Origin of the sequence: Pseudomonas sp. B21_DOA, from assembly GCA_030544685.1 — a bacterium.
In the GTDB taxonomy this organism is placed as follows: Bacteria; Pseudomonadota; Gammaproteobacteria; order Pseudomonadales; family Pseudomonadaceae; genus Aquipseudomonas; species Aquipseudomonas fluorescens_AO.
Window position 1 is genome coordinate 39,181 of sequence record CP086683.1, and the last position, 26,551, is coordinate 65,731.

At 60.1% G+C, this 26,551-nt stretch carries 17 protein-coding genes, 4 tRNA genes and 6 pseudogenes; 16 read left to right on the forward strand and 11 right to left on the reverse strand.

Going from position 1 to position 26,551, the window contains the following annotated elements:
* Positions 1-14: 14 nt before the first annotated feature.
* The 4 genes and pseudogenes from acs (at position 15) to LJU32_00200 (ending at position 6,580) form a co-directional block, all read left to right on the forward strand.
* The gene (gene acs / locus LJU32_00185) at positions 15-1,952 is read left to right on the forward strand and encodes an acetate--CoA ligase (GenBank protein WKV89000.1); all 1,938 of its coding nucleotides are present in this window, start codon (positions 15-17) and stop codon (positions 1,950-1,952) included.
* A 142-nt stretch (positions 1,953-2,094) separates the two neighbouring features.
* Positions 2,095-3,110 (forward strand): annotated as a pseudogene (locus tag LJU32_00190) (class I SAM-dependent methyltransferase).
* Between the two features lie 222 nt (positions 3,111-3,332).
* Entirely contained in the window at positions 3,333-6,284 is a 2,952-nt protein-coding gene (locus LJU32_00195) for a DUF748 domain-containing protein (protein ID WKV89001.1), read from the forward strand.
* Complete coding sequence (locus LJU32_00200) at positions 6,281-6,580, forward strand: DUF2845 domain-containing protein (GenBank protein ID WKV89002.1); 300 nt, start codon at positions 6,281-6,283, stop codon at positions 6,578-6,580. Before LJU32_00195 ends, LJU32_00200 begins: the two co-directional genes overlap by 4 nt.
* A 269-nt stretch (positions 6,581-6,849) precedes the next feature.
* Here the strand turns inward: LJU32_00200 and LJU32_00205 are convergent, their stop codons facing one another.
* Entirely contained in the window at positions 6,850-7,203 is a 354-nt protein-coding gene (locus tag LJU32_00205) for a BON domain-containing protein (GenBank protein ID WKV89003.1), read from the reverse strand.
* Positions 7,204-7,502: 299 nt separating this feature from the next.
* Positions 7,503-7,940 carry a pilin gene (locus LJU32_00210; protein WKV89004.1) on the reverse strand — a complete coding sequence of 146 codons (438 nt, stop codon included), beginning with the start codon at positions 7,938-7,940 and terminating at the stop codon, positions 7,503-7,505.
* Between the two features lie 226 nt (positions 7,941-8,166).
* Between LJU32_00210 and pilB the strand changes: the two are divergent.
* The 5 genes and pseudogenes from pilB to yacG all read left to right on the forward strand — a co-directional run bounded on the left by pilB (position 8,167) and on the right by yacG (position 12,774).
* Positions 8,167-9,866, forward strand: a pseudogene (gene pilB, locus LJU32_00215) (type IV-A pilus assembly ATPase PilB).
* A 2-nt stretch (positions 9,867-9,868) separates the two neighbouring features.
* Positions 9,869-11,083, forward strand: a pseudogene (locus tag LJU32_00220) (type II secretion system F family protein).
* Between the two features lies 1 nt (position 11,084).
* Positions 11,085-11,957: an A24 family peptidase gene (locus LJU32_00225; GenBank protein ID WKV89005.1), complete on the forward strand. Its 873-nt coding sequence runs from the start codon at positions 11,085-11,087 to the stop codon at positions 11,955-11,957.
* Complete coding sequence (gene coaE / locus LJU32_00230; protein WKV89006.1) at positions 11,954-12,577, forward strand: dephospho-CoA kinase; 624 nt, start codon at positions 11,954-11,956, stop codon at positions 12,575-12,577. Before LJU32_00225 ends, coaE begins: the two co-directional genes overlap by 4 nt.
* A complete protein-coding gene (gene yacG / locus LJU32_00235) occupies positions 12,574-12,774 on the forward strand; it encodes a DNA gyrase inhibitor YacG (protein WKV89007.1) in 201 nt (66 codons plus the stop codon). The genes coaE and yacG overlap by 4 nt, the downstream gene beginning before the upstream one ends.
* Positions 12,775-12,823: 49 nt before the next feature.
* On the opposite strand, the gene LJU32_00240 is transcribed toward yacG, so the two are convergent.
* Positions 12,824-13,513: an energy-coupling factor ABC transporter permease gene (locus tag LJU32_00240; GenBank protein WKV89008.1), complete on the reverse strand. Its 690-nt coding sequence runs from the start codon at positions 13,511-13,513 to the stop codon at positions 12,824-12,826.
* A 117-nt stretch (positions 13,514-13,630) separates the two neighbouring features.
* Here LJU32_00240 and LJU32_00245 point away from each other — a divergent pair.
* From LJU32_00245 to LJU32_00260, 4 genes and pseudogenes are all read left to right on the forward strand, one after another.
* Positions 13,631-14,255 (forward strand): annotated as a pseudogene (locus tag LJU32_00245) (DUF1780 domain-containing protein).
* A complete protein-coding gene (locus LJU32_00250; GenBank protein WKV89009.1) occupies positions 14,252-14,779 on the forward strand; it encodes an MOSC domain-containing protein in 528 nt (175 codons plus the stop codon). Before LJU32_00245 ends, LJU32_00250 begins: the two are co-directional and overlap by 4 nt.
* Before the next feature lie 51 nt (positions 14,780-14,830).
* Positions 14,831-15,004 carry a DUF3094 domain-containing protein gene (locus LJU32_00255; GenBank protein WKV89010.1) on the forward strand — a complete coding sequence of 58 codons (174 nt, stop codon included), beginning with the start codon at positions 14,831-14,833 and terminating at the stop codon, positions 15,002-15,004.
* A 63-nt stretch (positions 15,005-15,067) separates the two neighbouring features.
* Entirely contained in the window at positions 15,068-16,366 is a 1,299-nt protein-coding gene (locus tag LJU32_00260; protein WKV89011.1) for an NAD(P)/FAD-dependent oxidoreductase, read from the forward strand.
* Between the two features lie 207 nt (positions 16,367-16,573).
* Here the strand turns inward: LJU32_00260 and LJU32_00265 are convergent.
* The 8 genes and pseudogenes from LJU32_00265 to rluD all read right to left on the reverse strand — a co-directional run bounded on the left by LJU32_00265 (position 16,574) and on the right by rluD (position 23,446).
* A pseudogene (locus LJU32_00265) lies at positions 16,574-18,198 on the reverse strand (methyl-accepting chemotaxis protein).
* Between the two features lie 160 nt (positions 18,199-18,358).
* A tRNA-Pro gene (locus LJU32_00270) sits at positions 18,359-18,435 on the reverse strand.
* A gap of 96 nt (positions 18,436-18,531) precedes the next feature.
* Positions 18,532-18,607: transfer RNA gene (locus LJU32_00275), tRNA-Lys, on the reverse strand.
* Positions 18,608-18,612: 5 nt separating this feature from the next.
* Positions 18,613-18,689 (reverse strand) — tRNA-Pro (locus tag LJU32_00280).
* Positions 18,690-18,698: 9 nt separating this feature from the next.
* A tRNA-Asn gene (locus LJU32_00285) sits at positions 18,699-18,774 on the reverse strand.
* A gap of 295 nt (positions 18,775-19,069) precedes the next feature.
* Positions 19,070-21,633 (reverse strand): annotated as a pseudogene (gene clpB / locus LJU32_00290) (ATP-dependent chaperone ClpB).
* 131 nt (positions 21,634-21,764) lie between these two features.
* On the reverse strand, positions 21,765-22,487 hold the full coding sequence (pgeF, locus tag LJU32_00295; GenBank protein WKV89012.1) for a peptidoglycan editing factor PgeF: 723 nt from the start codon (positions 22,485-22,487) through the stop codon (positions 21,765-21,767).
* On the reverse strand, positions 22,484-23,446 hold the full coding sequence (gene rluD / locus LJU32_00300; protein ID WKV89013.1) for a 23S rRNA pseudouridine(1911/1915/1917) synthase RluD: 963 nt from the start codon (positions 23,444-23,446) through the stop codon (positions 22,484-22,486). The genes pgeF and rluD overlap by 4 nt, the downstream gene beginning before the upstream one ends.
* Before the next feature lie 151 nt (positions 23,447-23,597).
* Here rluD and LJU32_00305 point away from each other — a divergent pair, with 151 nt between their 5' ends.
* The 3 genes from LJU32_00305 to LJU32_00315 all read left to right on the forward strand — a co-directional run bounded on the left by LJU32_00305 (position 23,598) and on the right by LJU32_00315 (position 26,542).
* Entirely contained in the window at positions 23,598-24,614 is a 1,017-nt protein-coding gene (locus LJU32_00305) for an outer membrane protein assembly factor BamD (GenBank protein WKV89014.1), read from the forward strand.
* 124 nt (positions 24,615-24,738) lie between these two features.
* A complete protein-coding gene (locus LJU32_00310; protein WKV89015.1) occupies positions 24,739-24,972 on the forward strand; it encodes a hypothetical protein in 234 nt (77 codons plus the stop codon).
* Complete coding sequence (locus LJU32_00315; protein ID WKV91010.1) at positions 24,962-26,542, forward strand: PAS domain-containing sensor histidine kinase; 1,581 nt, start codon at positions 24,962-24,964, stop codon at positions 26,540-26,542. The genes LJU32_00310 and LJU32_00315 overlap by 11 nt, the downstream gene beginning before the upstream one ends.
* The last annotated feature ends 9 nt before the right edge of the window (positions 26,543-26,551 follow it).

The following is a 26,551-nucleotide window of genomic DNA, read 5'->3' on the forward strand; positions in this document are numbered from 1 at the left end:
AATAAGGAACCGTCATGTTCGATATCAGCACGTTCCCCAAAGCCGATGCCGTGCGCCAGGCCGCTCAGTTGAGCCAGGACGAGTATCGGCGCCTGTACCGCGAATCGATTGAACACCCCAGCGCCTTCTGGGCCGAGCAGGCAACGCGCTTCCTCGATTGGAGCACGCCGTGGCAGACCGTGCAGCGCTATGACCTGAAAACCGGTGAAGCGGTCTGGTTTGCCGGCGGCAAGCTCAACGTCAGCTACAACTGCATCGACCGCCACCTTGAACAACGCGGCGAACAGACCGCCCTGCTCTGGGAGGGCGACGACCCAGCCGAATCGGCGCAGATCACTTATAACAAACTCCATCACCACGTCTGCCGTCTGGCCAACGTGCTGAAAAGCCGTGGCGTGAAGAAAGGCGACCGGGTGTGCATCTACATGCCGATGATCCCCGAAGCCGCCTACGCCATGCTCGCCTGCGCGCGAATCGGCGCGATTCACTCGGTAGTGTTCGGCGGATTTTCCCCGGATTCCCTGCGTGATCGAATTCTCGACGCCGACTGCCGTACCGTGATAACCGCCGATGAAGGCGTGCGCGGCGGCCGCTTCGTGTCACTGAAAAACAACGTCGACAAAGCCCTGCAAAGTTGCCCGAACGTCAGCACCGTGGTGGTGGTCGAGCGTACGCAGGGCCAGGTCGACTGGGTCGAAGGCCGCGACCTCTGGTATCACCAGGCCGTACGCGAAGTCGACGACGATTGCCCGCCGGAACCGATGGACGCCGAAGATCCGCTGTTCATCCTCTACACCTCCGGCAGCACCGGCAAACCCAAAGGCGTGCTGCACACCACCGGCGGCTACCTGCTGCAAGCAGCAATGACCTTCAAGTACGTGCTCGACTACCGCGACGGCGAAGTGTTCTGGTGCACCGCCGACGTCGGCTGGGTCACCGGCCACAGTTACATCGTCTACGGGCCGCTGGCCAACGGTGCGACCACACTGATGTTCGAAGGCGTGCCGAGCTACCCGAGCAGTTCGCGCTTCTGGCAGGTTATCGACAAGCACAAGGTCAACATTTTCTACACCGCCCCCACCGCCCTGCGCGCGTTGATGCGCGAAGGCGCCGAACCATTGAAGGAAACGTCGCGCGCCAGCCTCAGATTGCTCGGCAGCGTCGGTGAGCCGATCAACCCGGAAGCGTGGGAATGGTATTTCAATGCCGTCGGTGAACAGCGCTGCCCGATCGTCGACACCTGGTGGCAGACCGAAACCGGCGGCATCATGCTCAGCCCGCTGGTCAGCGCACAACGGATCAAACCGGGCTGCGCGACGCAACCGATGTTTGGCGTGCAACCGGTGTTGCTCGACGAAGTCGGCAAGGAAATCAAAGGCGTCGGCAGCGGCGTGCTGGCGATCAAATCAAGCTGGCCGGCGCAGATCCGCAGCGTCTACGGCGATCCGCAGCGGATGATCGACACCTACTTCAAACCCTACCCCGGCTATTACTTCACCGGCGACGGCGCCCGCCGCGACGAGGACGGCGATTACTGGATCACCGGACGCATCGACGACGTGATCAACGTCTCCGGCCACCGCATCGGCACCGCCGAAGTGGAAAGCGCGCTGGTGCTGCATGACAGCATCGCCGAGGCCGCCGTGGTCGGTTATCCGCACGACGTCAAAGGCCAGGGCATCTACGCATTCGTCACGCCAATGAACGGCACCGAGGCCAACGAAGAGCTGAAGAAAGACCTGCTGGCACATGTCAGCAAGGAGATCGGCAGCTTCGCCAAACCGGACCTGATCCAGTGGGCGCCGGCGTTGCCAAAGACCCGTTCGGGCAAGATCATGCGGCGGATATTGCGCAAGATTGCCTGCAATGAGCTCGACAGTCTGGGCGATACTTCGACGCTGGCTGATCCGAGCGTCGTACAAGACCTCGTTGATAAACGGCTCAATACTTGAGAGCTGCAAGTTTCTAGCTACAAGCTACAAGCTGCAAGCTAAAGCGGTCCGCGTGGCTTTTCGCTTTTAGCTTGCAGCTAGAAACTTGCCGCTTGTAGCTCCCCGACTGCTAAGCTTCGCGTTTTTTCAGCAAGGCGCCCGCATGTCTTCCTTGAATCAGGCGCTGCGCGCCGCCCTCGATCAACGCCAGGACCTGCTCGCTGCGCTGCACAGCCAGGGCACCGATTGCTATCGGCTGTTCCATGGCAGCCAGGAAGGTGCCGGCGGCCTGACCATCGACCGCTACGGCCCGCAATTGCTGGTGCAGAGTTTTCACCAGACACTCGAACGTGACGACCTGCTGCAACTGCACGCCATGGTCAACCAGACGCTGGGCTTCGACAGCCTGCTGGTCTACAACGACCGCTCCCGTGGCAACTCGCGGATCGATCGTGAGGACAGCGTCTACAAGGCCAATGACGCTGCTTTGGCGGATCTGGTCGGGCATGAATGGGGCCTGAACTATCGCGTGCGCGGGCGCCATGCCGGGCAGGATCCGCTGCTGTTCCTCGACCTGCGCAACACGCGCGGCTGGGTCAAGGACCACACGCAAGGCAAAAGCGTGCTCAACCTGTTCGCTTACACCTGTGGTGTTGGCCTCAGTGCAGCGGCGGGCGGTGCGCGCGAGGTGTGCAACCTCGATTTTGCCGAGGGCAATCTCGCGGTCGGTCGCGAGAATGGTTTGCTCAACCCGCAGCTGCCGCCGATGCAATTCATTCAGTCCGATTACTTTCCGGCGATCCGTCAGCTCGCTGGCCTGCCCATCAGCCAGCGGCGCGGGCAGAAGCTGCCAAGCTATCAGCGCCTCGAACAGCGCCAATACGATCTGGTCCTGCTCGATCCGCCGGCTTGGGCCAAAAGCGCATTCGGCACCGTCGATCTGCTGCGCGATTATCAGAGCCTGCTCAAACCCGCGCTGCTGACCACCGCCGATGACGGCGTGCTGATCTGCTGCAACAACCTGGCGAAAGTCAGCATGGACGACTGGCGCGAACAAGTGCTGCGCTGCGCCGAAAAAGCCGGCCGCCCGGTACGCGAATGGAGCGTGATGCCCCCGGGCGCCGACTTCCTTCGCTGGACCAGCAGCCACCCTTGAAGACGCTCATTCTGCAGCTGTAATTCCCAATTCTCGGATAGCCACACTCCACTGTGGGAGCGAGCTTGCTCGCGAAAGCGGTGCATCAGTCACCAAAAAGGCTGCCCGATACGACCCCTTCGCGAGCAAGCTCGCTCCCACATGGGATTTTGTTCGTACAGATAAAACTGAACAATCCTGTCCCACATCAAGCACTTCGGAACCAGAATCGCGTGCCATACTCCAAGGCACTCCGATTCAGACAGATGAAGCCGCACATGCCCAAAGGATTGATTCGCGCGATTGGCGCACTGCTGACAGCCCTGGCCCTCTACAGCCTGCTGGGGTTTCTGATCCTGCCGGGCATTGCCTTGCGCGTGGCCAACCAGCAACTGGCCAACTACGCGACGGTGCCGGCGCATCTGCAGCGCATCGAACTGAACCCCTTCAGCCTTGAGGTCACCCTGTGGGGCCTGGTCATCGGCGAGCCGGGCAAGGAGCAGGTCGGCTTCGATCGCCTCTATGCCAACTTGCAAATCGACAGCCTGTGGACCAAAGCGCTGCATCTGTCCGACATCGAACTGGACAAACCCAAAAGCGAAATCCTCTTCGCCAAGGACGGCAAGCTCAACCTGCTTGGCCTGTTCAACGTGCCGCCGAGCGAGCCGACACCCGCCGATCCCGACGCCAAGCCATTCCCGCTGCGCATCGACAACATCAAACTGGCTGGCGGCGTGGTGCATTTCGAGGATGTACGCCCTAGCGAGCCAATCGAATTTCTTTACGACGATCTCAGTTTCGAGCTGAAAAACCTCAGCACCCTGCCCGAGGACAGCGCCGACATGACCCTTGTCGCGATCGGCCCCGCTGGCGGGCGGATCGACTGGACCGGCAATTTCAGTCTGATTCCTTTTACCTCCGAAGGCACCCTGAAAGTCACCGATGGCCAGATGAAATCCTTCTGGCCTTACGTGCGCGACGCAGTGCCGCTGGTGCTGGAAAACGGCGTTGTCAGCCTCAGCACCGACTACAAACTCAACCTGTCGAAACAGACCGAACTGTTGCTCAACAACGTCGCGGTGAGCATTGCGCCGTTCGCCATCAAGGCTCCAGACGGACGTCCGCTGGCCAGGCTCGAACGCCTCGACGTCAGCGACACCTCGCTGGACCTGGCCAAGCAGCAAGTGGTGGTCGGCAAGGTCCGCAGCAACAAGCTGGAAACCTGGGCGGCGCTGGAAGCCGACGGCCAGTTGGACTGGCAGAAACTGTTCGCCAGCCAACCGTCGAAACCAGCGGCCAAAGCCGCTGCCGAACCGGTCGATGCACCGGCTGCCGCCGACTCGCCGAAACCAGAGCCAACCGCACCGAGCAAGCCATGGCAGGTGCTGGTCAAAGATGTGCAGCTGCGCAACTACACGGTCCATCTCGCCGACCGCTCGGCGCAACCGGCGGTGGCGCTGGATATCACTCCGCTGAACGTCGATCTGCAGGATTTCGACAGCCTCAACGGCTCGCCTTTCAAGCTCAAGCTCGACAGCGGCCTGGGCAAGCAAGGCAAGATCAGCGCCGACGGTACGGTCAACCTGGCCCCGGTCAACGCACAGCTCAACGTCAAAACCCAGGACATCGACCTGCGTGTCGCGCAGTCCTACATCAACCCGTTCATTCGTCTGGAACTGCGCAGCGGCATGCTCGGCAGCGACCTCAAGGTCAACCTGAAGAGCACTGAGCCACTGGCGCTCAGCGTCACCGGCCGCGCGCAGATCGATCAACTGCACACCCTCGATACGCTGAAGACCCGCGACTTCCTCAAATGGCAGCAAGTCGTGATCGACGGCATCAACTATCAGCACGGCGACAGCCTGTCGATCGACAAGGTCAACCTGTTGCAGCCGTATGTGCGCTTCATGATCAACGACGATCGCACTACCAACGTCGACGACCTGCTGATCCCGCAACCGGCCGACAGCGGTGCAAAAAGCACCGCAGCCAAACCGGCGGGCAAGGACAAACCGCTGGGCATTCACATCGGCGCGATTGCGATCAACGATGGTTCCGCGAACTTCGCCGACTTCAGTCTGACACCCAACTTCGCCACCGCCGTGCAACAGCTCAACGGCCAGATCGGCACCATCGACAGTCGTCAGGCGAAGCCGGCCAGCGTCGATATCAAAGGCAAAGTCGACCGTTATGCGCCGGTGACCATCAAAGGCGCGGTCAATCCGTTCGACCCGATGGCCAGCCTCGACATCGCCACCAGTTTCAAACGCGTCGAACTGACGACCCTGACGCCCTACTCCGGCAAATTCGCCGGATACCGCATCCGCAAGGGCCGGCTCAACCTTGACCTGCACTACCTGATCATCAAAGGACAATTGAAAGCCGAGAACAAAGTCGTCGTCGAGCAACTGCAACTGGGCGAGAAAGTCGACAGCCCCGATGCAGTCAGCCTGCCGCTAAAGCTGGCGATCGCCCTGCTCAAGGATGTCGACGGCAAGATCTCCATCGAATTGCCGGTCACCGGCGACTTGAACAATCCGCAGTTCAGCGTGATGCCGATCGTTTGGCAAACCCTGCGCAACCTGATCGTCAAAGCTGCCGCCGCGCCATTCAAAATGATCGGCGGGCTGGTCAGTGGCGGTGGCTCCGAAGACCTTGGCACGGTGTCCTTCGCGCCGGGTTCCAGCGACTTGAACAAAGACGCCGAAGCGGCGCTGGTAAAACTCTCGCAAGCGCTCAAGGAACGTCCGGCGCTGCGCCTGGAAATCGAAGGCACTGCCGCGAAGAGCAGCGATGGACCACTGCTGGCCGAGCAACGTCTGGAACGCGAATATCAGTACAACTACTACAAGATGCTCCAGCGCCGTGGCGATAAAGTCCCGGCCCAGGCCTCGCTGCTGCAAGTGCCCGAGAGCGAGAAAGGCGCGTTGCTCGAAGGCATCTACCGCACTCGCCTGAAGACCCAGCCACCGGCAGAATGGAAAGATCTGGGCAAGGAAGAACGCACGGCGAAAATGCGCCAGGGCGTGATCGCGTTCTGGAGCGGCAGCGATGTGCTGTTGCGCCAGTTGGGCCAGGATCGCGCCAGCACCATCAAGGATTATCTGGTCGACAAGGGCAAGCTTGAGGATGACCGGGTGTACTTCATCGATGCCAACCTTGGCGAGGCCGAAAGCGATGGCCGCGTGGTCACGCAAATGCACCTGGATGCCGAATGACCGTGCGTAACTGGCTGGCCGTGCTCGCGCTGACGTGCGCTGCTGGCCACGCGTCGGCCTCGGATACCTTGCGCTGCGGCAGCCAGTTAATCAGCCTTGGCGACCGCGCAAGCGAGGTGCTGCAAAAATGTGGCGAGCCGGTGAGCCGTGACGTGCTTGGCTACAAGCGCAGTGCCAATCGCCGCGAGGAGTTTCAGGTCGAGGAATGGACCTACGGCCCGAACAATGGCATGTACCAATATCTGCGCTTCGAAGGCAATCGCCTGCGGCAGATCAATAGCAAACGCGGTAACTGATCAACATATCGTCCCTCTGTAGGAGTGAGCCTGCTCGCGATGGCGGTCTGTCAGTCAACAATGAATCAACTGACACACCGCCATCGCGAGCAGGCTCACTCCTACACTTGTTTTGTGTGATCCCTGAAATAGAACAGGCCCCGACACAAGTGCCGGGGCCTGTAATGGTCACATCCGTGTGACCGTTCGCATGAACTCTAAAGTTGCGACAGACGTATTACTCGGCCCGTCTGTCGCGTCTTCTCCCGGTTCAGGCGAGAAGTCTTGCCTTACTCGGCTTTCAGGCCGTCAGCGGATACCGCTTTAACGCCTTTGATTTTCTTGGTGATGTTCACAGCGGTGGTTTTCTGAGCTTCGGTAACAGCTACGTCAGAAGACAGTGAAACTACACCTTTGTTGGTTTCGACTTTGATGTCGGTGCCTGGAATACCTTTTTCGGTAACCAGATCGCTTTTCACTTTGGTGGTGATCCAGGTGTCGGAAGTAGCTTCTTTAGCCTTGGTAACTTCACCAGCAGCCAGAACCATTGGCGCTTGGGTAGCCTGAGCGGACTGGGCGAAAGCGCCACCAGCCATGGTCAGGGTCAGAGCGGTAGCAGCGGCAGTGATAGCGAACTTCTTCATACGAGTAACTCCTGTTTTTACTGGAAGTCTGCTGTAACGCTTGTCAGCAGGGTTACCAGAGATATTGCGAACGCTGTGCCAACTTTTTCGTCCGCATAAAACCGTTTAAAAACAACATGTTATGAAAAACGCTAATTTTCATTTTCATGCAAAATGCATGACTCAACGCAATTTCGCATGCAAGTTGCGGTTTTTTGGAAAGTTCATAAGCTGCTGAAATTATTGGAGCTTTTGTGAAGCGATCGCAGATACAAAAATACCCCGCAATGCGGGGCATTCTGGTTATTCCACCTTTGTGATTACGTACCGCTGGCCGTGCAACCGCGCGGAGAATAATCAGCGTTGACCGTCGTCGCACACGTCCAAACACCGGAGGTATTCCCCGTAGCCGCCCCGGAACGAGAAAGCGTAATGGTTTTACCTAACACCGGACCTGGTGCATTGAGCAGGGTGCAGGTAAGCGTGCCTTCGCCAGTCGCGGCTGTACCGGTAACTGCCAACGTACAGTTGGAAGTAGTAGTCGCACCATTAGCAACGTTGGCCAGAGTTGGAGCTGTGCCTTGATTGATCGTGTCCTCGAACGGCACTTTCAATGCACTAATCTCCGCCAGCCCCGCCGTCACCTTCGACCGCGCTTGATACTTCGAATACTGAGGCAAGGCGATAGTCGCCAGAATGCCGATGATCGCCACGACGATCAGCAGCTCGATCAATGTGAAACCTTGTTGTTTTTTCATAGACACGCTCCATGCATGAGTCGAAATCTCATGATCTGAACAAGGCTCAGCACAGCCCATGCCAACGCCTTTCAGACCCCGCCTGCTGGGCGCGCGCAATTTCCTGCGCCGTTTCCTACAACCCGCAACCGCACTATCTGACACTTTTTGTCACCTGCACCGGCCGTGTTTGGCGCTGTCACTTGACTAGGCTATAAGTCATGAACGGCAAGCGTGCGGAATCCCCATGAATGACATCGCTCTGAGCGGTCTGGCCAAGCAATTGGTCCAGGCCGAGTTGCTAACGGAAACAAGCGCCCGGCAATCCTGGGCGCAGGCCCAGCGCAATCGCGTGTCGCTGGTGAATTATCTGGTGCACAACAAACTGGTCAACAGTCGACAGATCGCCGAGATCGCTTCGGAACACTTCGGCATGGCCCTGCTCGATCTCAACTGCCTCGACAAGGAGACCCAGCCCAAGGGGCTGGTCAGCGAAAAACTGGTTCGCCAGCATTGCGCCCTGCCCCTGTGGCGGCGCGGCAACAAACTGTTCGTAGGCCTATCCGACCCGAGCAATCAGCAGGCGATCAGCGACATCCAGTTCAGCACCGGCCTGAGCACCGAAGCGATTCTGGTCGAGGACGACAAGCTCAGCGACGCCATCGACAAGTTCTTCGACAGCCACGCCTCGGGTCTGGAAGACATGGCCGATGTCGATCTCGACGGCCTCGACGTCGAGTCCATCGATGACAGCAAACAGGACGTGATCGGCGGCCTCGATGCCGACGACGCCCCGGTCGTGCGTTTCGTGCACAAGATGCTGCTCGATGCGATCAAGAGCGGCTCCTCCGACCTGCATTTCGAACCCTACGAAAAAACTATCGGGTGCGCATGCGCACCGACGGCATGCTGCGCGAGGTGGCCAAGCCGCCGATCCAGTTGGCCGGGCGCATTGCCGCTCGCCTGAAGGTGATGGCTAGTCTGGATATTTCCGAACGGCGCAAACCGCAGGACGGGCGGATCAAGATGCGCCTGTCGAAAAGCAAATCCATCGATTTCCGCGTCAACACCCTGCCGACCCTGTGGGGCGAAAAAGTGGTGATCCGGATTCTCGACCCGTCCAGTGCGCAAATGGGCATCGACGCCTTGGGTTACGAGGCAGAACAAAAGGCCTTGTACCTCGCCGCGCTGAAACAGCCGCAAGGGATGATTCTGGTCACCGGGCCCACCGGCTCCGGTAAAACCGTGTCGCTGTACACCGGGCTGAACATCCTCAACACCGTCGACATCAATATTTCCACCGCCGAAGACCCGGTGGAGATCAACATGGAAGGCATCAACCAGGTCAACGTCAATCCTCGACAAGGGCTGGACTTTGCCCAGGCGCTGCGTTCGTTTCTGCGTCAGGACCCGGACGTGATCATGGTTGGCGAGATCCGCGACCTGGAAACCGCCGAGATTGCGATCAAGGCCGCGCAGACCGGCCACCTGGTGCTGTCGACCCTGCACACCAACAGCGCGGCGGAAACCCTCACGCGCCTGCACAACATGGGCATTCCCGGTTTCAACATCGCCACCTCGGTCAGCCTGATCATCGCCCAGCGCCTGGCGCGCAAGTTGTGCGCGCATTGCAAGCGGCCGCTGGAAATCCCGCACGAAACCTTGCTCAAGGAAGGCTTTCCCGAGGAACGCATCGGTCATTTCACGATCTACGAGCCGGTCGGTTGCGATCACTGCAACGGCGGTTACAAAGGACGCGTAGGGATTTATGAAGTGGTAAAGAACACACCGGACCTGCAACGGCTGATCATGGCCGAAGGCAATTCGCTGGAAATCGACATCCAGATGCGTCGCGACGGCTTCGCCGATCTGCGCACTTCCGGGCTGCACAAGGCCATGCAAGGCATCACCAGCCTTGAGGAAATCAACCGGGTCACCAAGGATTGAACATGGCGGTCAAGGCAGCGAAAGTCAGCGTTTACGCCTGGGAAGGCACGGACCGCAAAGGCAGCAAGGTCACGGGCGAGTTGAGCGGGCAGAACCCCGCACTGATCAAGGCGCAGCTGCGCAAACAAGGGATCAACCCGGGCAAGGTGCGCAAGAAATCCGCTTCCCTGCTGAGCTTGGGCAAACGCATCAAACCGCAGGACATCGCCCTGTTCACCCGGCAGATGGCAACGATGATGAAGGCCGGTGTACCGCTGTTGCAGTCCTTCGACATCATCGGCGAAGGCTTCGAAAACCCGGCCATGCGCAAACTGGTCGATGAGGTCAAACAGGAAGTTGCCGCCGGTAACAGCTTCGCCACCGCCCTGCGCAAGAAACCGCAATACTTCGACGAGTTGTACTGCAATCTGGTCGACGCCGGCGAACAGTCCGGCGCCCTCGACACCTTGCTCGAACGGGTCGCGACTTATAAGGAAAAAGCGAAGCGCTCAAGGCCAAGATCAAAAAGCCATGACTTACCCCACCGCCGTGGTGCTGGTGGCGGCGGTGGTGACCGGCATTCTGCTGGTCAAAGTGGTGCCGCAGTTCCAGTCGGTGTTTTCCGGCTTCGGCGCCGAATTACCGGGCTTCACCCTGATGATCATCAGCCTGTCGGAGTTCATGCAGCAGTGGTGGTGGGCGATTCTTTTTGCGCTGGTGGCAGCCTTTTTCGGCCTTCGCCACGCATTGAAAACTTCACAGGCGCTGCGCGACCGTCGCGATGCCTGGCTGCTGAAGCTGCCGCTGGTGGGCACCTTGATGTACAAGTCCGCCGTCGCGCGATTCGCCCGCACCCTGTCGACCACTTTCGCGGCGGGGGTGCCGTTGGTGGAGGCGCTGGATTCGGTCGCCGGTGCCACCGGCAACGTGGTGTTCAAGCGCGCGGTGCTGCGCGTGCGGCAAGACGTCTCGACCGGCATGCAGCTCAATTTCTCGATGCGCAGCACCGGTGTGTTTCCGAACATGGCGGTGCAGATGACCGCCATCGGCGAGGAATCGGGCGCGCTGGATGACATGCTTGACAAGGTCGCCGGTTTTTATGAAGCGGAAGTCGATAACATGGTCGACAACCTCACCAGCCTGATGGAGCCGTTCATCATGGTGGTGCTGGGGTCATCGTCGGTGGACTGGTGGTGGCCATGTACCTGCCGATCTTCCAACTCGGCTCAGCGATCTGACATGCCTATAGAAGAACTGTTTGCCGTGTATCCGTTGGCCTTTGTGGTCAGCGCGCTGCTGCTCGGGCTGGTGGTCGGCAGCTTCCTCAATGTTGTGGTCTGGCGCTTGCCGAAAATGCTCGAGCGCGACTGGCGCCAGCAGGCCCATGATGTGCTCGGCCTGCCCACTGAAACGCCCGTGCCGACCTACAACCTGATGCTGCCGCACTCCGCGTGCCCGCATTGCGGACATCGGATCCGCCCGTGGGAAAACATTCCGCTGCTCAGTTATCTGTACCTGCGCGGGCGCTGCTCGGCCTGTGCGGTGCCGATCAGCAAACGTTACCCGCTGACCGAACTGGCCTGCGGCCTGCTCTCGGCATTCATCGCCTGGCATCTAGGCTTCGGCTGGCCGGCGGGCTTGCTGATTTTGCTGACGTGGGGCTTGCTGGCGATGAGTCTGATCGACTGCGAACATCAACTGCTGCCCGATGTACTGGTGCTGCCGCTGCTGTGGCTGGGGCTGATCGTCAACAGCTTCGGTGTGTTCGTGGCGTTGCCCGATGCGTTGTGGGGCGCGGTGGCGGGTTATTTGGCGCTGTGGTCGGTGTTCTGGCTGTTCAAATTGCTCACCGGCAAGGACGGCATTGGTCATGGCGATTTCAAACTGCTGGCCTTGCTCGGCGCGTGGGGTGGCTGGCAGATTCTGCCGTTGACGATTCTGTTGTCATCGTTGGTTGGGGCGATTTTGGGCGTCGTCATGCTGCGTCTGCGCGCCCAGGCAACCTCGACGCCGATCCCCTTCGGACCCTTTCTGGCAATTGCCGGCTGGATTGCCTTGCTCTGGGGTGGTCAAATAACCGACTTCTATTGGCAGTCTGTCGGTTTGAAATGAATACCCCTGTGGAAAAACCCTGGATCCTCGGCCTGACCGGCGGCATCGGCAGCGGCAAGAGTGCAGCGGCGCAGCACTTCATCGATCTCGGTGTGCATGTGGTGGATGCCGATCATGCGGCGCGCTGGGTAGTCGAACCGGGGCGTCCGGCGCTGGCGAAAATCGCCGAGCACTTCGGTTCTGGCGTGTTGCAGGCCGATGGCACGCTGAACCGTGCCGCCCTGCGCAAACTGATTTTTGAAGACCCGGAACAGCGACGTTGGCTCGAAGCGCTGTTGCATCCGTTGATCGGCGAGGAAATCGCTCATCACCTGGCGCAGGCAAAATCGCCTTACGCGATTCTGGTTTCACCGCTGCTGATCGAGTCCGGGCAATACGCGATGACTCAGCGCATTCTGGTCATCGATGCGCCGCAACAACTGCAGATCGAACGCACCTTGCAGCGTGACCAGACCAGCGAACAACAAGTGCAGGCGATCCTCAAGGCGCAATCGAGCCGTGAAGACCGCGTGAGCCGCGCCGACGACGTGATCGTCAACGACCGCGACCTTGCCTGGCTGCACAGCGAGGTCGAACGTCTGCATCACTTTTATCTGACTTTATCCGGAGGCCAAGCATGAGCCAGATTCCAACCGTTGAATGCCCGACCTGCGGCGCCCCTGTCGAATTCACCCCGGCAAACAAATTCCGTCCGTTCTGCTCCGACCGCTGCAAACTGATCGACCTCGGCGCCTGGGCGTCGGAGGAGCACAAGATTCCGGTCGCACCGGATGCCGAAGACGAATTGTTTTCCGGCGATTTCGATCCGCGTCATTGATCGCCGATCAGGTTGCATAAAACCCGAGAGGATGGCGGTTCGGAGTGGATCAAGACTTCGGATCGTCGTCCTTCCACGGCGCCGAAAGGTAACGGGTGCGGTTGAAGGTCTCCAGCCATTCCGGGCAGAACACCACCAACGCACTGACAACCATGCCGTTGATAAAGGCCTCTGGAAACAACAGCAACCACAGGTAGCCGACGAAATCTTCCAGCCATTCCGGCATGGCGAAGAGGCCGTCGTACCACAGCAGCGTCAGGCTGAGGATCAGGCACAACAGGCCGGACAACGCAGCGGCGAAGAAACCGGAACAGAAAATATAAACGAACGGATTTCGTGGCTGCGCACGCTCGACCAGAATCGCCACGCATTCGGTGATCAGCACTGGCAGCAGAATCAGCAACGCGCCATTGACGCCCACCGCAGCCAGGTCCTGACGCCCCAGCAGCACCAGCCCCATCTGCGCAACCAGCCCGCCGACGATCGCCAGCGGCCAATCGAGCAGCAGCGTCACGGCCGTCATGCCGATGAAGTGATAAGACACGCCGGTGTCGAAATCCCTGCGCACCAGCCACAGCAGAAACAGCGCGAACACCGTGCCGAACAGCAAGTGCTGCCGGCGACTGTCGCTGAACAGCTCGACCCATGGCGCACGCATGATCGCCCAGAACAGCACCGGCAGATAAATCAGCCAGCCGAGCGTCAGGCTTGCCGAGGACAGCAGTTCGGCACCGATCATGATTCCCTCACCTTCTCCATGGACTTACCGCTTTGTCGCAGTCTACACCGCCGATGTATGTGCACCAGCCGATGCAAAGCTATCTGCTTGTCGCATTTGGACGCTAAGCTTGGGCTTATGGATGATTCAGATTATTTACGCCTGCTGACCATCGCGGCCGAGCAAGCCAATGCGTTCCTGTCCAATGCCCGCAAATGGGAGCGTGAGCGTTGGGTCTGCCAGCGCCTGCTGCAAGGCTTGAACATCCCCTACCGCGCCGATGAGTTCGCCCCTGCGGGTGAACCGCCGGACGTGTTGTTCCGCGATGCCAATTTCGAAGTTTTTTCGTCCTCGATGAAGGCCGCCGTCTCAATGACGAGTGGCGCGACGAATTGCAGCGTCGGCGCAGCGCGTTTTCCTGAGCCAATTGGTGCGCCGCGAAGCCAAGCCCAAACGCATCCCGGCCAATGAATTTCTCCTGCGTCTGGCGCCGACCCTGCGCAAGAAGGCGCACAACTACAAGGAGCGCGGCATGGATCTGGGTGAGCTGGATATCATCGCCTTCGCCAGCCTCAAGCGCGAAGTGCTGGATCTCAACAGTCATTTCCCGCCACCGACCGAATATCTGCGTCAGGGCTGGCGCTCGCTGTCGCTGGTCGGCCCGACGTTCGCCCGCGTGCTGTTCGCCCATCCCGACGCACCGGACTTTCTGCGCAGCAACCTCGGCCGCAGCATTGTGTTCGACGTGGGCATCAGCCTGTGACGCCGCTGCAGCAACTGATCGCCGAGGTTCCGCAAACCGGTCGTGTGCGCTGGATCGGCGTGCGTCCAGAATCCCGTGGGCCGATGCTTGAGCTCGACGCGGTCGAGGCGCGGCTGGAAGCCGGGCTCACCGGCGACCACGCCCGCCCGGGCATTCGCAATGCGCGACAGGTGACGCTGATTCAGTGGGAGCACCTGGCGGTAATCAACGCATTGATGGGCCGTCCCGATGACCAGCCGATCCGGCCTGAAGATCTGCGGCGCAATCTCGTTATAAGCGGAATCAATTTGTTTAGCCTGAAGGGGCGGCGCTTTCGCATCGGGCAAGCGATACTCGAAACCACTGGCTGGTGTCAGCCCTGCGCACGCTTGCAGAACAATCTTGGCCCGGGCACTTTCCAGACCGTGCGCGGGCATGGCGGGATCACCGCCCGGGTGTTACAAAGCGGCATCATTCGCCTCGACGATAGCGTGTGCGTCGAACCGGTTCCGGACAGCGGCTACGCTGCCTTCAACCCGGGCTGAAAACCCCTGTAGCCTGTGCTCATTCAGTAACGTCTACCTGACGAGGCAAATATGACCAGCCGCCTGAACCCCGAAGACCAAAAGCATGTCGAAGAGTACCTGCAACTGTCCCAACACCGTGTCGAGCGCCGGCCTTTCCGGCCGTGGATGCTCCTGGTGCTGGTGCTGGCAGTGACCATTGGTCTGGGCCTGTTGAGCCGATTTATCAGTTACCTGACGCTATGAGCTGCATCGCGCTCGCTTGGGTGACCACAAAGATTTCCTTTAAAAACCTTGCGAGTTATCCCTATGTCCCATCGTATTGTCATTGTCGGCGGCGGCGCCGGCGGTCTGGAGTTGGCTACCCGTCTGGGTAAGACTCTGGGCAAGCGCGGCACGGCCAGCGTGATGCTGGTCGACGCGAACCTGACCCACATCTGGAAACCGCTGCTGCACGAAGTGGCCGCCGGTTCCCTGAACTCTTCTGAAGACGAACTCAACTATGTTGCCCAGGCGAAATGGAACCACTTCGAGTTCCAGCTCGGGCGCATGAGCGGACTTGATCGCGCGCAGAAGAAAATCCAGTTGGCCGCAACATACGACGAAAACGGCGTCGAGCTGGTGCCGGCGCGTGAAGTGGCTTATGACTCGCTGGTGATCAGCGTCGGCAGCACCACCAACGATTTCGGCACCCAGGGCGCGGCGCAGCATTGCCTGTTCCTCGATACGCGCAAACAGGCCGAGCGCTTCCATCAGCAATTGCTCAATCATTATCTGCGCGCCCACGCCGGTCAGACCGATGTGGTCGAGCAGATCAGCGTGGCCATCGTCGGCGCTGGCGCTACAGGCGTTGAGTTGGCGGCAGAATTGCACAACGCGGCGCATGAACTGGCGGCTTATGGCCTGGACCGGATCAAACCGGAAAACATGCACATCACGCTGATCGAAGCCGGCCCACGGGTGCTGCCTGCCCTGCCGGAGCGCATCAGCGGGCCGGTGCACAAGACCCTGGAGAAGCTCGGGGTCAATGTGATGACCAACGCAGCAGTCAGCGAAGTGACTGCGGACAGCCTGATCACCGCCGATGGCAACGAGATCAAGGCCAGCCTGAAGGTCTGGGCTGCCGGCATTCGCGCACCGGGTTTCCTCAAGGACATCGACGGTCTGGAAACCAACCGCATCAATCAGCTGCAAGTGCTGCCGACTCTGCAAACCACGCGCGACGAAAACATCTTTGCCTTCGGTGACTGCGCGGCCTGTCCGCAACCGGGCACTGATCGCAACGTGCCGCCACGGGCACAAGCGGCACATCAACAAGCCTCGTTGCTGGCCAAGTCGCTGAAACTGCGCATCGAAGGCAAGACCCTGCCGGAGTACAAGTACACCGACTACGGCTCGCTGATCTCGCTGTCGCGCTTTTCGGCTGTGGGTAACTTGATGGGTAACCTGACCGGCAGCGTGATGCTCGAAGGCTGGCTGGCGCGGATGTTCTATGTGTCGCTGTACCGCATGCACCAGATGGCGCTGTATGGGCCGTTTCGCACGGCGATGCTGATGTTGGGCAGCAAGATTGGCCGCGGCACCGAACCGCGTCTGAAACTGCACTAAGGCCAACATCTGTGGGAGCTGGCTTGCCAGCGATGGCGCCGGGTCAGTTGATATTTCTGTTGCCTGACCCACCGCTATCGCGGGCAAGCCCGGCTCCCACAGGTTTTCGTGCTGCTCGAAGATCCGGCGCATTCGCGAGCAGGCTCGCTCCCACCTCTGATCTTATTCCAAGCCCCGCATCGCGCGGGGCTTTTTATTGGCTGTCGATCACAGCTGGAAGCGTCGCACCATACCCTGCAGGGCATTGGCCAGCTGCGACAGTTCATGGCTCGATGCGCTGGTCTGATCGGCCCCGGCAGCGGAACGCACCGACAGGTCGCGAATGTTCACCAGATTGCGATCCACTTCCCGCGCCACTTGCGCCTGCTCCTCGGCAGCGCTGGCGATCACCAGGTTGCGCTCGTGAATCTCGTGCACCGACGCCGTAATCGTCACCAGCGCCTCGCCCGCCCGCTCGGCCAGAACCAAAGTGCTCGCCGCACGAGATGCGCTGGCCTGCATTGACTCCAGCGCCTGGCTCGAACCGCTGCGCATGCCTTGCACCATCTGCTCGATTTCCTGCGTCGATTGCTGGGTGCGATACGCCAGCGCGCGTACCTCATCGGCCACTACCGCAAAACCGCGACCGCTTTCACCCGCACGTGCCGCTTCAATGGCAGCATTGAGCGCCAGCAGATTGGTCTGCTCGGCGATGGCGCGAATCACGTCCAGAACCTTGCCGATGTCCTGCGACTGATTGGCCAGCGACTGCACCAGTTCACCGGTGTTCTGCACATCGCTGGCCAGCGCATTGATCGCGCTGGCGGTTTCGCTGACGCGCTCCTGGCCCAATTGCGCCGACTGACTGGACTGGCGCGTGGCATCGGAGGTCGACACCGCGTTGCGCGCGACCTCCTCCACCGCAGCGGTCATCTGGTTGACCGCAGTGGCGGCTTGCTCGATTTCGTTGTTCTGCTCTTGCAGGCCGTGGGTGCTGTCGACGGTGACGGCGCTCAGTTCGTCAGCGGCAGTGGCCAGTTGTGTGGCTGAGCCGCTGATACCTTGCAGGGTCTCGCGCAGGTTCTGTTGCATCGTCGCCAAGGCCTTGAGCAAGCGGCTGACTTCGTCATTGCCATGGGTTTCGATCGGTCGGGTCAGATCGCCCTTGGCGACACTTTCAGCGGCCTCCACAGCGCTGCTCAGGGGCGCACGATACTGCGCGTGAGCAACATCGCCAGCGCCACCGTAGCCAGCGCTGCCAAGGCAATGAAAAGAGTAACGATGGTGCGCGAGGTTTCATAATGCGCGGCGGACTTCTCGCTTTCGGCAGCGACCTGGCGGGCGAACAGATCGGCGAGATCGTTGAGTTGCTTGCCGGAGCCGTCGACCACAGTCTTCATATCGACCAACAGCAATTTGGTCAGCTCGTCACGCTTGCCCTGCTCGGCGAGGGTGAATGACTGGGCAATGCCAGTGCGGTACGCAGCGAAGGTTTTCTTGAACTGGTCGTACAGTCGCTGGCCTTCGGCAGTGTCGACCAGTTTGTCGTAGGCGGCGATCTTCTCGCTCAGCTCCTTGTCGCGGGTGTCCATCTGGCCGCGATAGGTGGCGATGTTGGCCGGATCCTGATCGAGCGCCATGCGCAGGGAGATAGTGCGGATGCGCAGCATCAGTTCACGGATCTCGTCGCCGCCACGGATGCTCGGCAACCAGCGGTTCTCCACCGCCACCTCACTGTCGCGGATGCTCGACATCTGCCCTAGCGCAAACACGCCGAGCAAGGCCACCAACACCGCGATCAGGGCAAATCCCAGGGCAGCCCGGGGAGCAATATTCAACTGACGAAGCAACATGACGAACGCCCTTATTCTTGTAATGGCCAGATCAAGGGGCGAAGCGTTGGCAGTCCCCTCGTGTTAGCGGGCTATCGGCAGGTTGTATGACGACTTGAAGGGATTCGCCTTTCGGCAGGCAAAAAAATCCCCGTATCTTTCGATACGAGGATTTTCAATATGGTCGGGGTAAGGGGATTCGAACTCCTGACATCCTGCTCCCAAAGCAGGCGCGCTACCGGACTGCGCTATACCCCGGTAAAAAAAGGCGACCTTTCAAAGATCGCCTTCTTCGATCAGCGCTTTTGGCCTCTGATCTTAAGATTCGATCCCAGCGCAAACTGGTTTCAAAAATGGTGGGTCGTGTGGGATTCGAACCTACGACCAATTGGTTAAAAGCCAACTGCTCTACCAACTGAGCTAACGACCCAAATATGGTCGGGGTAAGGGGATTCGAACTCCTGACATCCTGCTCCCAAAGCAGGCGCGCTACCGGACTGCGCTATACCCCGGTTTGAAATTGGCTCCGTGACCAGGACTCGAACCTGGGACCCAATGATTAACAGTCATTTGCTCTACCGACTGAGCTATCACGGAACTACATATTTCAATTTACAACGGTGAAGCTTTGTTGCATCTCGCCACCCGTTCGCATCGCTGCGTTCGTGTGTCTGAGGCGCGCTATTCTACAACCTAGAACACCTCTGTCAACCCCTAAATTGCTTTCAAGTTAATGATTTGCAACTTATTTCAGATTCCAACCCAGTGGATTGAAACGCTGCCGGTGACTGACTGCGGGGCGCACTTTACAAGCCTTTTCCTTTGAGTTCAACAGCCTGGCGAAAAAAGGCCTCGCATTGCGAGGCCTTCCCGGTTTCATTGCCGCTAAGGCTTAGCCGAAAACGATTTCGTCGTTCTCGACCTTGCCGGTGGCGGTGTCGCCAGGCATGAAATGACCCGACAGGATCAACTGCGCCAGCGGGTTTTCGATCCAGCGCTGGATCGCCCGTTTCAGAGGACGTGCGCCATACACCGGGTCGTAACCGACCGCGATCAGCTTGTCCATCGCTTCCGGGCTCAGCTCCAGCTTCAGCTCGCGCTCGGCCAGACGACTGCGCAGACGACCCAACTGGATCTCGGTAATCCCGGCGATCTGATCCCGCGCCAGCGGCTCGAAGATCACCACCTCGTCGACCCGGTTGATGAACTCCGGACGGAAGTGCGACGTCAGCGCGTCCATCACCGCAGCGCGCTGCGCCTCACGATCACCGACCAGTTCCTGGATCTGCATCGATCCCAGGTTGGACGTCATCACGATCACCGTGTTGCGGAAGTCCACCGTACGCCCGTGACTGTCGGTCAGCCGGCCATCCTCAAGCACTTGCAGCAGGATGTTGAACACATCCGGGTGCGCCTTCTCGACTTCGTCCATCAGGATCACGGAGTACGGCTTGCGACGCACCGCTTCGGTCAGATAACCGCCCTCTTCATAACCGACGTAGCCTGGTGGCGCGCCGATCAGACGAGCCACGGAATGTTTCTCCATGAACTCGGACATGTCGATCCGTACCATCGCCTCTTCGGTATCGAAGAGGAACTCGGCCAAGGCCTTGCACAGCTCGGTTTTACCGACACCGGTCGGGCCGAGGAACATGAACGAGCCGCTCGGACGATTCGGGTCGGACAACCCGGCGCGAGAACGCCGCACGGCGTTGGCCACGGCCACGACCGCTTCTTCCTGACCGATCACCCGCTTGTGCAACAGGCTTTCCATCTTCATCAGCTTGTCGCGCTCGCCTTCAAGCATTTTCGACACCGGGATACCGGTCCACTTCGACACGACTTCGGCAATCTCTTCCTCGGTCACCTTGCTGCGCAGCAACTGGTTTTCGCTCTTGCCGTGCTGGTCGACCATCTGCAGGCTGCGCTCCAGATCCGGGATCACCCCGTACTGCAACTCGGCCATGCGATTCAGGTCGCCTTTGCGGCGCGCAGCTTCCAGCTCCTGACGCGATTGCTCGATCTTCTGCTGAATCTGCGCAGAACCCTGCACCTCGGCTTTTTCCGAGTTCCAGATTTCTTCCAGATCGGAATACTCACGCTCGTGACGCTCGATTTCTTCCTGGAGTTTTTCCAGGCGTTTCTTCGCCGCGTCGTCGCTTTCTTTCTTCAGCGCCTGGGATTCCACCTTCAACTGAATCAGGCGCCGCTCCAGACGATCGAGCACTTCCGGCTTGGAGTCGATTTCCATGCGGATACGGCTGGCGGCCTCGTCGATCAAGTCGATGGCCTTGTCCGGCAACTGCCGATCCGTGATGTAGCGATGGCTGAGTTTCGCCGCGGCAATGATCGCGCCGTCGGTGATCGCCACCTTGTGGTGAACCTCGTAACGCTCTTTAAGGCCACGCAGGATTGCGATGGTATCTTCCTCGCTCGGCTCGTCCACCAGGACTTTCTGGAAACGCCGCTCGAGCGCCGCGTCCTTCTCTATATATTGGCGATACTCGTTAAGCGTGGTCGCGCCGACGCAGTGCAACTCGCCGCGAGCCAGCGCAGGCTTGAGCATGTTGCCGGCGTCCATCGAGCCTTCGCCCTTGCCGGCGCCGACCATGGTGTGCAGTTCGTCGATGAACAGAATGATCTGCCCTTCCTGCTTCGACAGTTCGTTGAGCAGGCCTTTGAGGCGCTCTTCGAACTCGCCGCGATACTTGGCGCCGGCAATCAACGCACCCATGTCCAGCGACAGCAGGCGCTTGCCTTTAAGGCCGTCCGGCACTTCGCCGTTGATGATGCGCTGCGCCAGCCCTTCGGCGATCGCGGTTTTACCCACGCCAGGCTCACCGATCAGCACCGGGTTGTTTTTGGTGCGACGCTGCAGAACCTGAATGGTGCGACGGATTTCGTCGTCACGGCCGATTACCGGATCAAGCTTGCCGTCTTCGGCGCGCTTGGTCAGATCGACGGTGTACTTGTCCAGCGCCTGCCGCGACTCTTCGTGGTTGGCGTCATTTACCGCTTCGCCACCACGCAGGTTGTTGATCGCGTTTTCCAGGGCTTTTTGCTCACGCCTTGGCCGAGCAGCAACTTGCCGAGCTTGCTGTTCTCGTCCATCGCGGCGAGCAGCACCAGTTCGCTGGAGATGAACTGGTCGCCCTTCTGCTGAGCCAGACGGTCGGCCTGATTGAGCAGGCGCGCCAGATCCTGCGACATGTTGACGTCGCCGGTCGGGTTCTGGATTTTCGGTAGTTGATCGAGCTCTTTGGTCAGCTCTTTACGCAAGCTGTTGACGTCGAAGCCTACTTGCATCAGCAGCGGCTTGATCGAGCCGCCCTGCTGTTCAAGCATGGCCTGCATCAAGTGCGCCGGCTCGATGGCCGGATGATCGTGGCCAACCGCCAACGACTGGGCGTCGGACAGGGCCAACTGTAATTTGCTGGTTAAACGGTCTATACGCATGGGTCACCTTCCTTTTGAGCAGGCCGGACCTAAGAAACCGTCCTGAATAAAGAAACCTGCCAGATACCGCTATAGATGCGGTCGATTCTGCAAGATTCAAGCGTCGGAGAGTTGATACAGGTCAGGCAAGTCTAGCGGGTGATCCAAACGAGAGAGGCGAAGCGCCCAGTGCGCGACGCACGGCGATAGGAGAAGAAGCGCGGATCGGTCACGGTGCAGAAACCGCCACCATAAACAGCGGTAACACCGCATTCAGCCAGACGCAGGCGCGCCAGTTGATAGATGTCGGCCATGAACTTGCCGGCATTGCTGCTCGGCACGAAGGCTGTCGCCGCTTCCGGCAACTGCTTGACGAAGACTTCGCGTACTTCCGCGCCGACTTCAAAGGCTTGCGGGCCAATCGCCGGACCGAGCCAGACCAGCACGTCTGCAGGTGCAGCATTGAGGCTGTCGAGCGTGGCTTCAAGCACACCCGCCGCCAGACCACGCCAACCGGCATGGGCCGCCGCTACACGGGTGCCCGCACGATTGCAGAACAACGCCGGCAAGCAATCCGCCGTCATCGCCGCGCAGGCGATACCCGGCGTTGCGGTCCAACTGGCATCTGCAGTCGCAACGACGCCCGGATCAGCATGCGCAACGGTGACCCCATGCACTTGCTGCAACCAGGCAGGCTGTATGGAAAAGTGATCGGTCAAACGACGACGGTTTTCGGCCACCGCTTGCGGGCAATCATCGACGTGATCGCCCAGATTCAGGCTGTCGAACGGCGCCTCGCTGACACCACCCTCACGGGTGGTGACGCAGGCCCTGACGCTGGCCGGCGCAGGCCAGTCCGGCGTCAGCCAGTTCATCCGACGAAGGCCTCGCGATCCTGCTTGAGCAGGGTCAGCAGCCAGACGAAATCTTCCGGCAGCGGCGATTCCCAGCTCATGCGCTCACCGCTCGTCGGGTGATCGAGTTCGAGGAAGCGCGCGTGCAGGGCCTGACGCGGGAAGTGCTTGAGCGACTCGACCATGGTCGGATTGGCCGCTGGCGGAATGCGGAAACGCCCGCCATACGCCGGATCGCCGACCAACGGGAAGTTGATGTGCGCCATGTGCACGCGGATCTGGTGGGTCCGACCGGTTTCCAATTTCACCCGCACGTGGGTGTGCGAACGGAAGCGTTCGAGCACGCGGTAGTGGCTGACGGCAGGCTTGCCGCCTTCCATCACCGCCATGCGCTGGCGTTGCTGACCGTGACGACCGATCGGTGCGTTGATCTTGCCACCGGCGGTGACCACGCCGATCACGATGCACTCATAGATGCGGCTAACGCTGCGGCTCTGCAACTGCGCGACCAGTTTGGTCTGCGCCTGAATGGTCTTGGCCACCACCATCAAACCAGTGGTGTCCTTGTCCAGACGATGCACGATACCGGCGCGCGGGACATTGATGATGTCCGGCACATGGTGCAACAAAGCGTTGAGCAGAGTGCCATCGGCGTGACCGGCAGCCGGGTGCACCACCAGGCCCGCAGGCTTGTTGATCACCAGGATGTCGTCGTCTTCATAGACGATGTCGAGCTCGATGTCCTGGGCGATCCACTCGCCCTGGGCTTCCTGCTCGGCAGTCAGCTCAAGGACGGCACCGCCATGCACAATGTCGCGCGGACGGATCACCGCCCCGTCCACAGTCAGGCGGCCTTCTTTGATCCAGGCGGAAAGGCGCGAGCGTGAGTGCTCAGCGAAGAGTTGGGCGGCGACTTGATCGAGGCGTTGGCCGCCCAATTCGGACGGCACCTCTGCGCGAAGTTCTATTTTATCGGACATGCTCGGACTGGGCGTCGGCACAGCCTTTGGTTTCGGCTGCGCGCTTGTGGTTAAATACGGCGTCTTTTGCCCCGAGGCTTTTCAACGGGGCGCTCATCATAACAGGACGGCCCCGCCCAAGACAGCGGCCGTCATAGGGACGCAAGCCGCCATGCAAGTGAAACACCTGCTGCTGATCGCCATCCTCGCATTGACCGCTGCTTGCTCATCGAAGGAAGTCGTAGACGAAAACCTCAGCGAAGCCGAGCTGTATCAGCAGGCTCAGACTGATCTGGACAACAACAGCTACACCAGCGCCACAGCCAAGCTGAAGGCTCTGGAGTCGCGTTATCCGTTCGGTCGCTACGCCGATCAGGCTCAGCTGGAGTTGATCTACGCCAACTACAAGAACGCCGAGCCGGAAGCTGCCAAGTCTGCCGCCGAGCGTTTCATTCGTTTGCATCCGCAGCATCCGAACGTGGATTACGCGTACTACCTCAAGGGTCTGACCTCGTTCGACCAGGACGTCGGCCTGCTGGCGCGCTTCCTGCCGCTGGACATGACCAAGCGTGACCCGGGCGCCGCCCGTGACTCGTACAACGAGTTCGCGCAGCTGACCAGCCGCTACCCGAACAGCCGCTACGCGCCGGACGCCAAGCAGCGCATGATCTACCTGCGCAACCTGCTGGCGGCCTACGAAATCCACGTCGCTGACTACTACCTGACCCGTCAGGCTTACGTAGCCGCTGCCAACCGTGGCAAGTACGTGGTCGAGAACTTTCAGGAAACCCCATCGGTCGGCGACGGCCTGGCGGTGATGACCGAGGCTTACCAGCGTCTGCATCTCGACGATCTGGCGGCCACCAGCCTGGAAACCCTCAAGCTCAACTACCCGGATCACCCGAGCCTACAGGACGGCCAGTTCGTGCCACGCGTGGCCGAGGCCGACAACCGTTCGTTCCTGAGCAAGGCGACTCTGGGCCTGATCGAATCGCGTCCACCGCTGCCGCCGGGCGAAACCCGCGCCAACCAGGACGTGCAGAAGCAGTTCCAGGACGCGAAAGACGCGATCCCGAACGAGCTCAAGCCTAAGGACGAAAACGGCGACGTGATCGAAGAGCCAGAGCCCGAGTCCAGCGACACCGACCGCTCGTGGTTCAGCTACATGACCTTCGGCGTGTTCGACTGATCACACCGGCGGTACGAAAAAGGAGATCTGCGGATCTCCCTTTTTATTGCCGCGCTTTAATTGGCTGTGCGCTGCTCGGGTCCTTGGCTAAACTGCCGGATCATCAGTCGAAAAGCCGCTCATCATGCTTCGTTTATTGTTCTGGATTGCCCTGATCTTCGCCGCCATCTGGCTCTGGCGCAAATTCAAGGCCCCCGCCTCGTCCACCCGCTCGCCGCGCGAACAGGACGCGCCGCCGATGGTGCGCTGCGCCCACTGCGGCGTGCATTTGCCACGCGACCGCGCGCTGGGCAACCAACAGCAGTGGTATTGCAGCCAGGCTCATCTTGAGCAAGGCCCGGGCGCCAGTGGTCGCTGAGACCGACCAAAAACAGGCTCAGCGTCTGCTGCGCCTTTATCATCTGTACCGTTTGAGTGTTGGCATCACCCTGGTGCTGCTGATCTCCAGCAACATGGACAATCGCCTGCTGACGTCGGCCAACGACGAATTGCTGCGCGGCGGCAGCTGGCTGTACCTGATCATCAACATGCTGCTGGTGGTGTTCCTCGAAAACACCCGGCGCCCGGCGCAACTGTTCACTTTAGCGTTGGTCGATGTGCTGCTGTTGTGCGGCCTGTTCTACGCGGCCGGCGGCGTGGCCAGTGCGCTGGGCAACTTGCTGGTCGTCTCGGTGGCGATCAGCAACACACTGCTGCGAAGGCGCATCGGCCTGGTGATTGCCGCGATCGCGGCAATCGGCATTGTCGGCCTGAGCTTTCTGCTGGGTCTCAGCCAGCCCCTCAGCGCCAACGCCTACCTGCAAGCCGGCACCCTCGGCGCACTGTGCTTTGCCGCCTCGTTGCTGGTGCAGGGGCTGATCCGCCGACTGGAAGTCAGTGAGACCCTGGCCGAACGGCGCGCCAGCGAAGTGGTCAGCCTGGAGGCGCTCAACGCGTTGATCCTGCAACGCATGCGCACCGGTATTCTGGTGCTCGATGAACAACGCCGAGTGCAACTGGCCAATCACAGTGCACAAAGCCTGCTCGCCCATAGCCACCTGCAAGGACATCTGATCGACGAGTATTCGCCCGCGCTAGTCGATCGCCTGCAGCTGTGGCGCAACAACCCGACCTTGCGCCCGCAGAGCCTGAAAATCCCCGGCAATGGGCTTGAGCTGCAACCCAGCTTCATCGCCCTTGAGCAGAGTCCGAACCAGCAGACGCTGGTGTTTCTCGAAGACCTGGCGCAAATCACCCAACAGGCGCAGCAACTCAAGCTCGCTGCGCTCGGGCGTTTGACCGCCGGCATCTCCCATGAAATTCGCAATCCGCTGGGCGCCATCAGTCACGCCGCGCAGTTGCTGGCCGAGTCCGAGGAACTCGATAGCGCCGATCGGCGTCTGACGCAGATTATTCAAGACCACTCCCAGCGCATGAACCGAGTCATCGAAAACGTCCTGCAACTGTCCCGGCGCCAGCAAAGCGCACCGCAACGCCTGGACCTCAAGCCGTGGCTGGAAAACTTCGTCGGCGAAACCCGCGAGCAGGCCAACGAGCGCCAGCACATTCATCTGCGGATCAATTCCGGCGATTTCACCACGCTGATGGACCCCAACCAGCTGCGGCAGATTCTCGACAATCTGATACGCAACGCCTGGCGTCACAGTGCCCAATTGCACGAGCAGGCCGACGTCTGGCTGGCACTGTTCGTCGACCCCGACAGCCAGTTGTCAGTCCTCGAAGTCCAGGACAACGGCCCCGGCGTGTCGGCCGACGAACAGGCACATCTCTTTGAGCCGTTCTTCACCACCAGCAGCCAAGGCACCGGTCTTGGCCTTTATCTGTCCCGTGAGCTGTGCGAAAGCAACCAGGCACGCCTAGACTTCAAAACACGCCAAGGCGGCGGCTGCTTTCGCATCACCTTTGCTCACGGACGGAAACAAAGTTGAATACAAGCC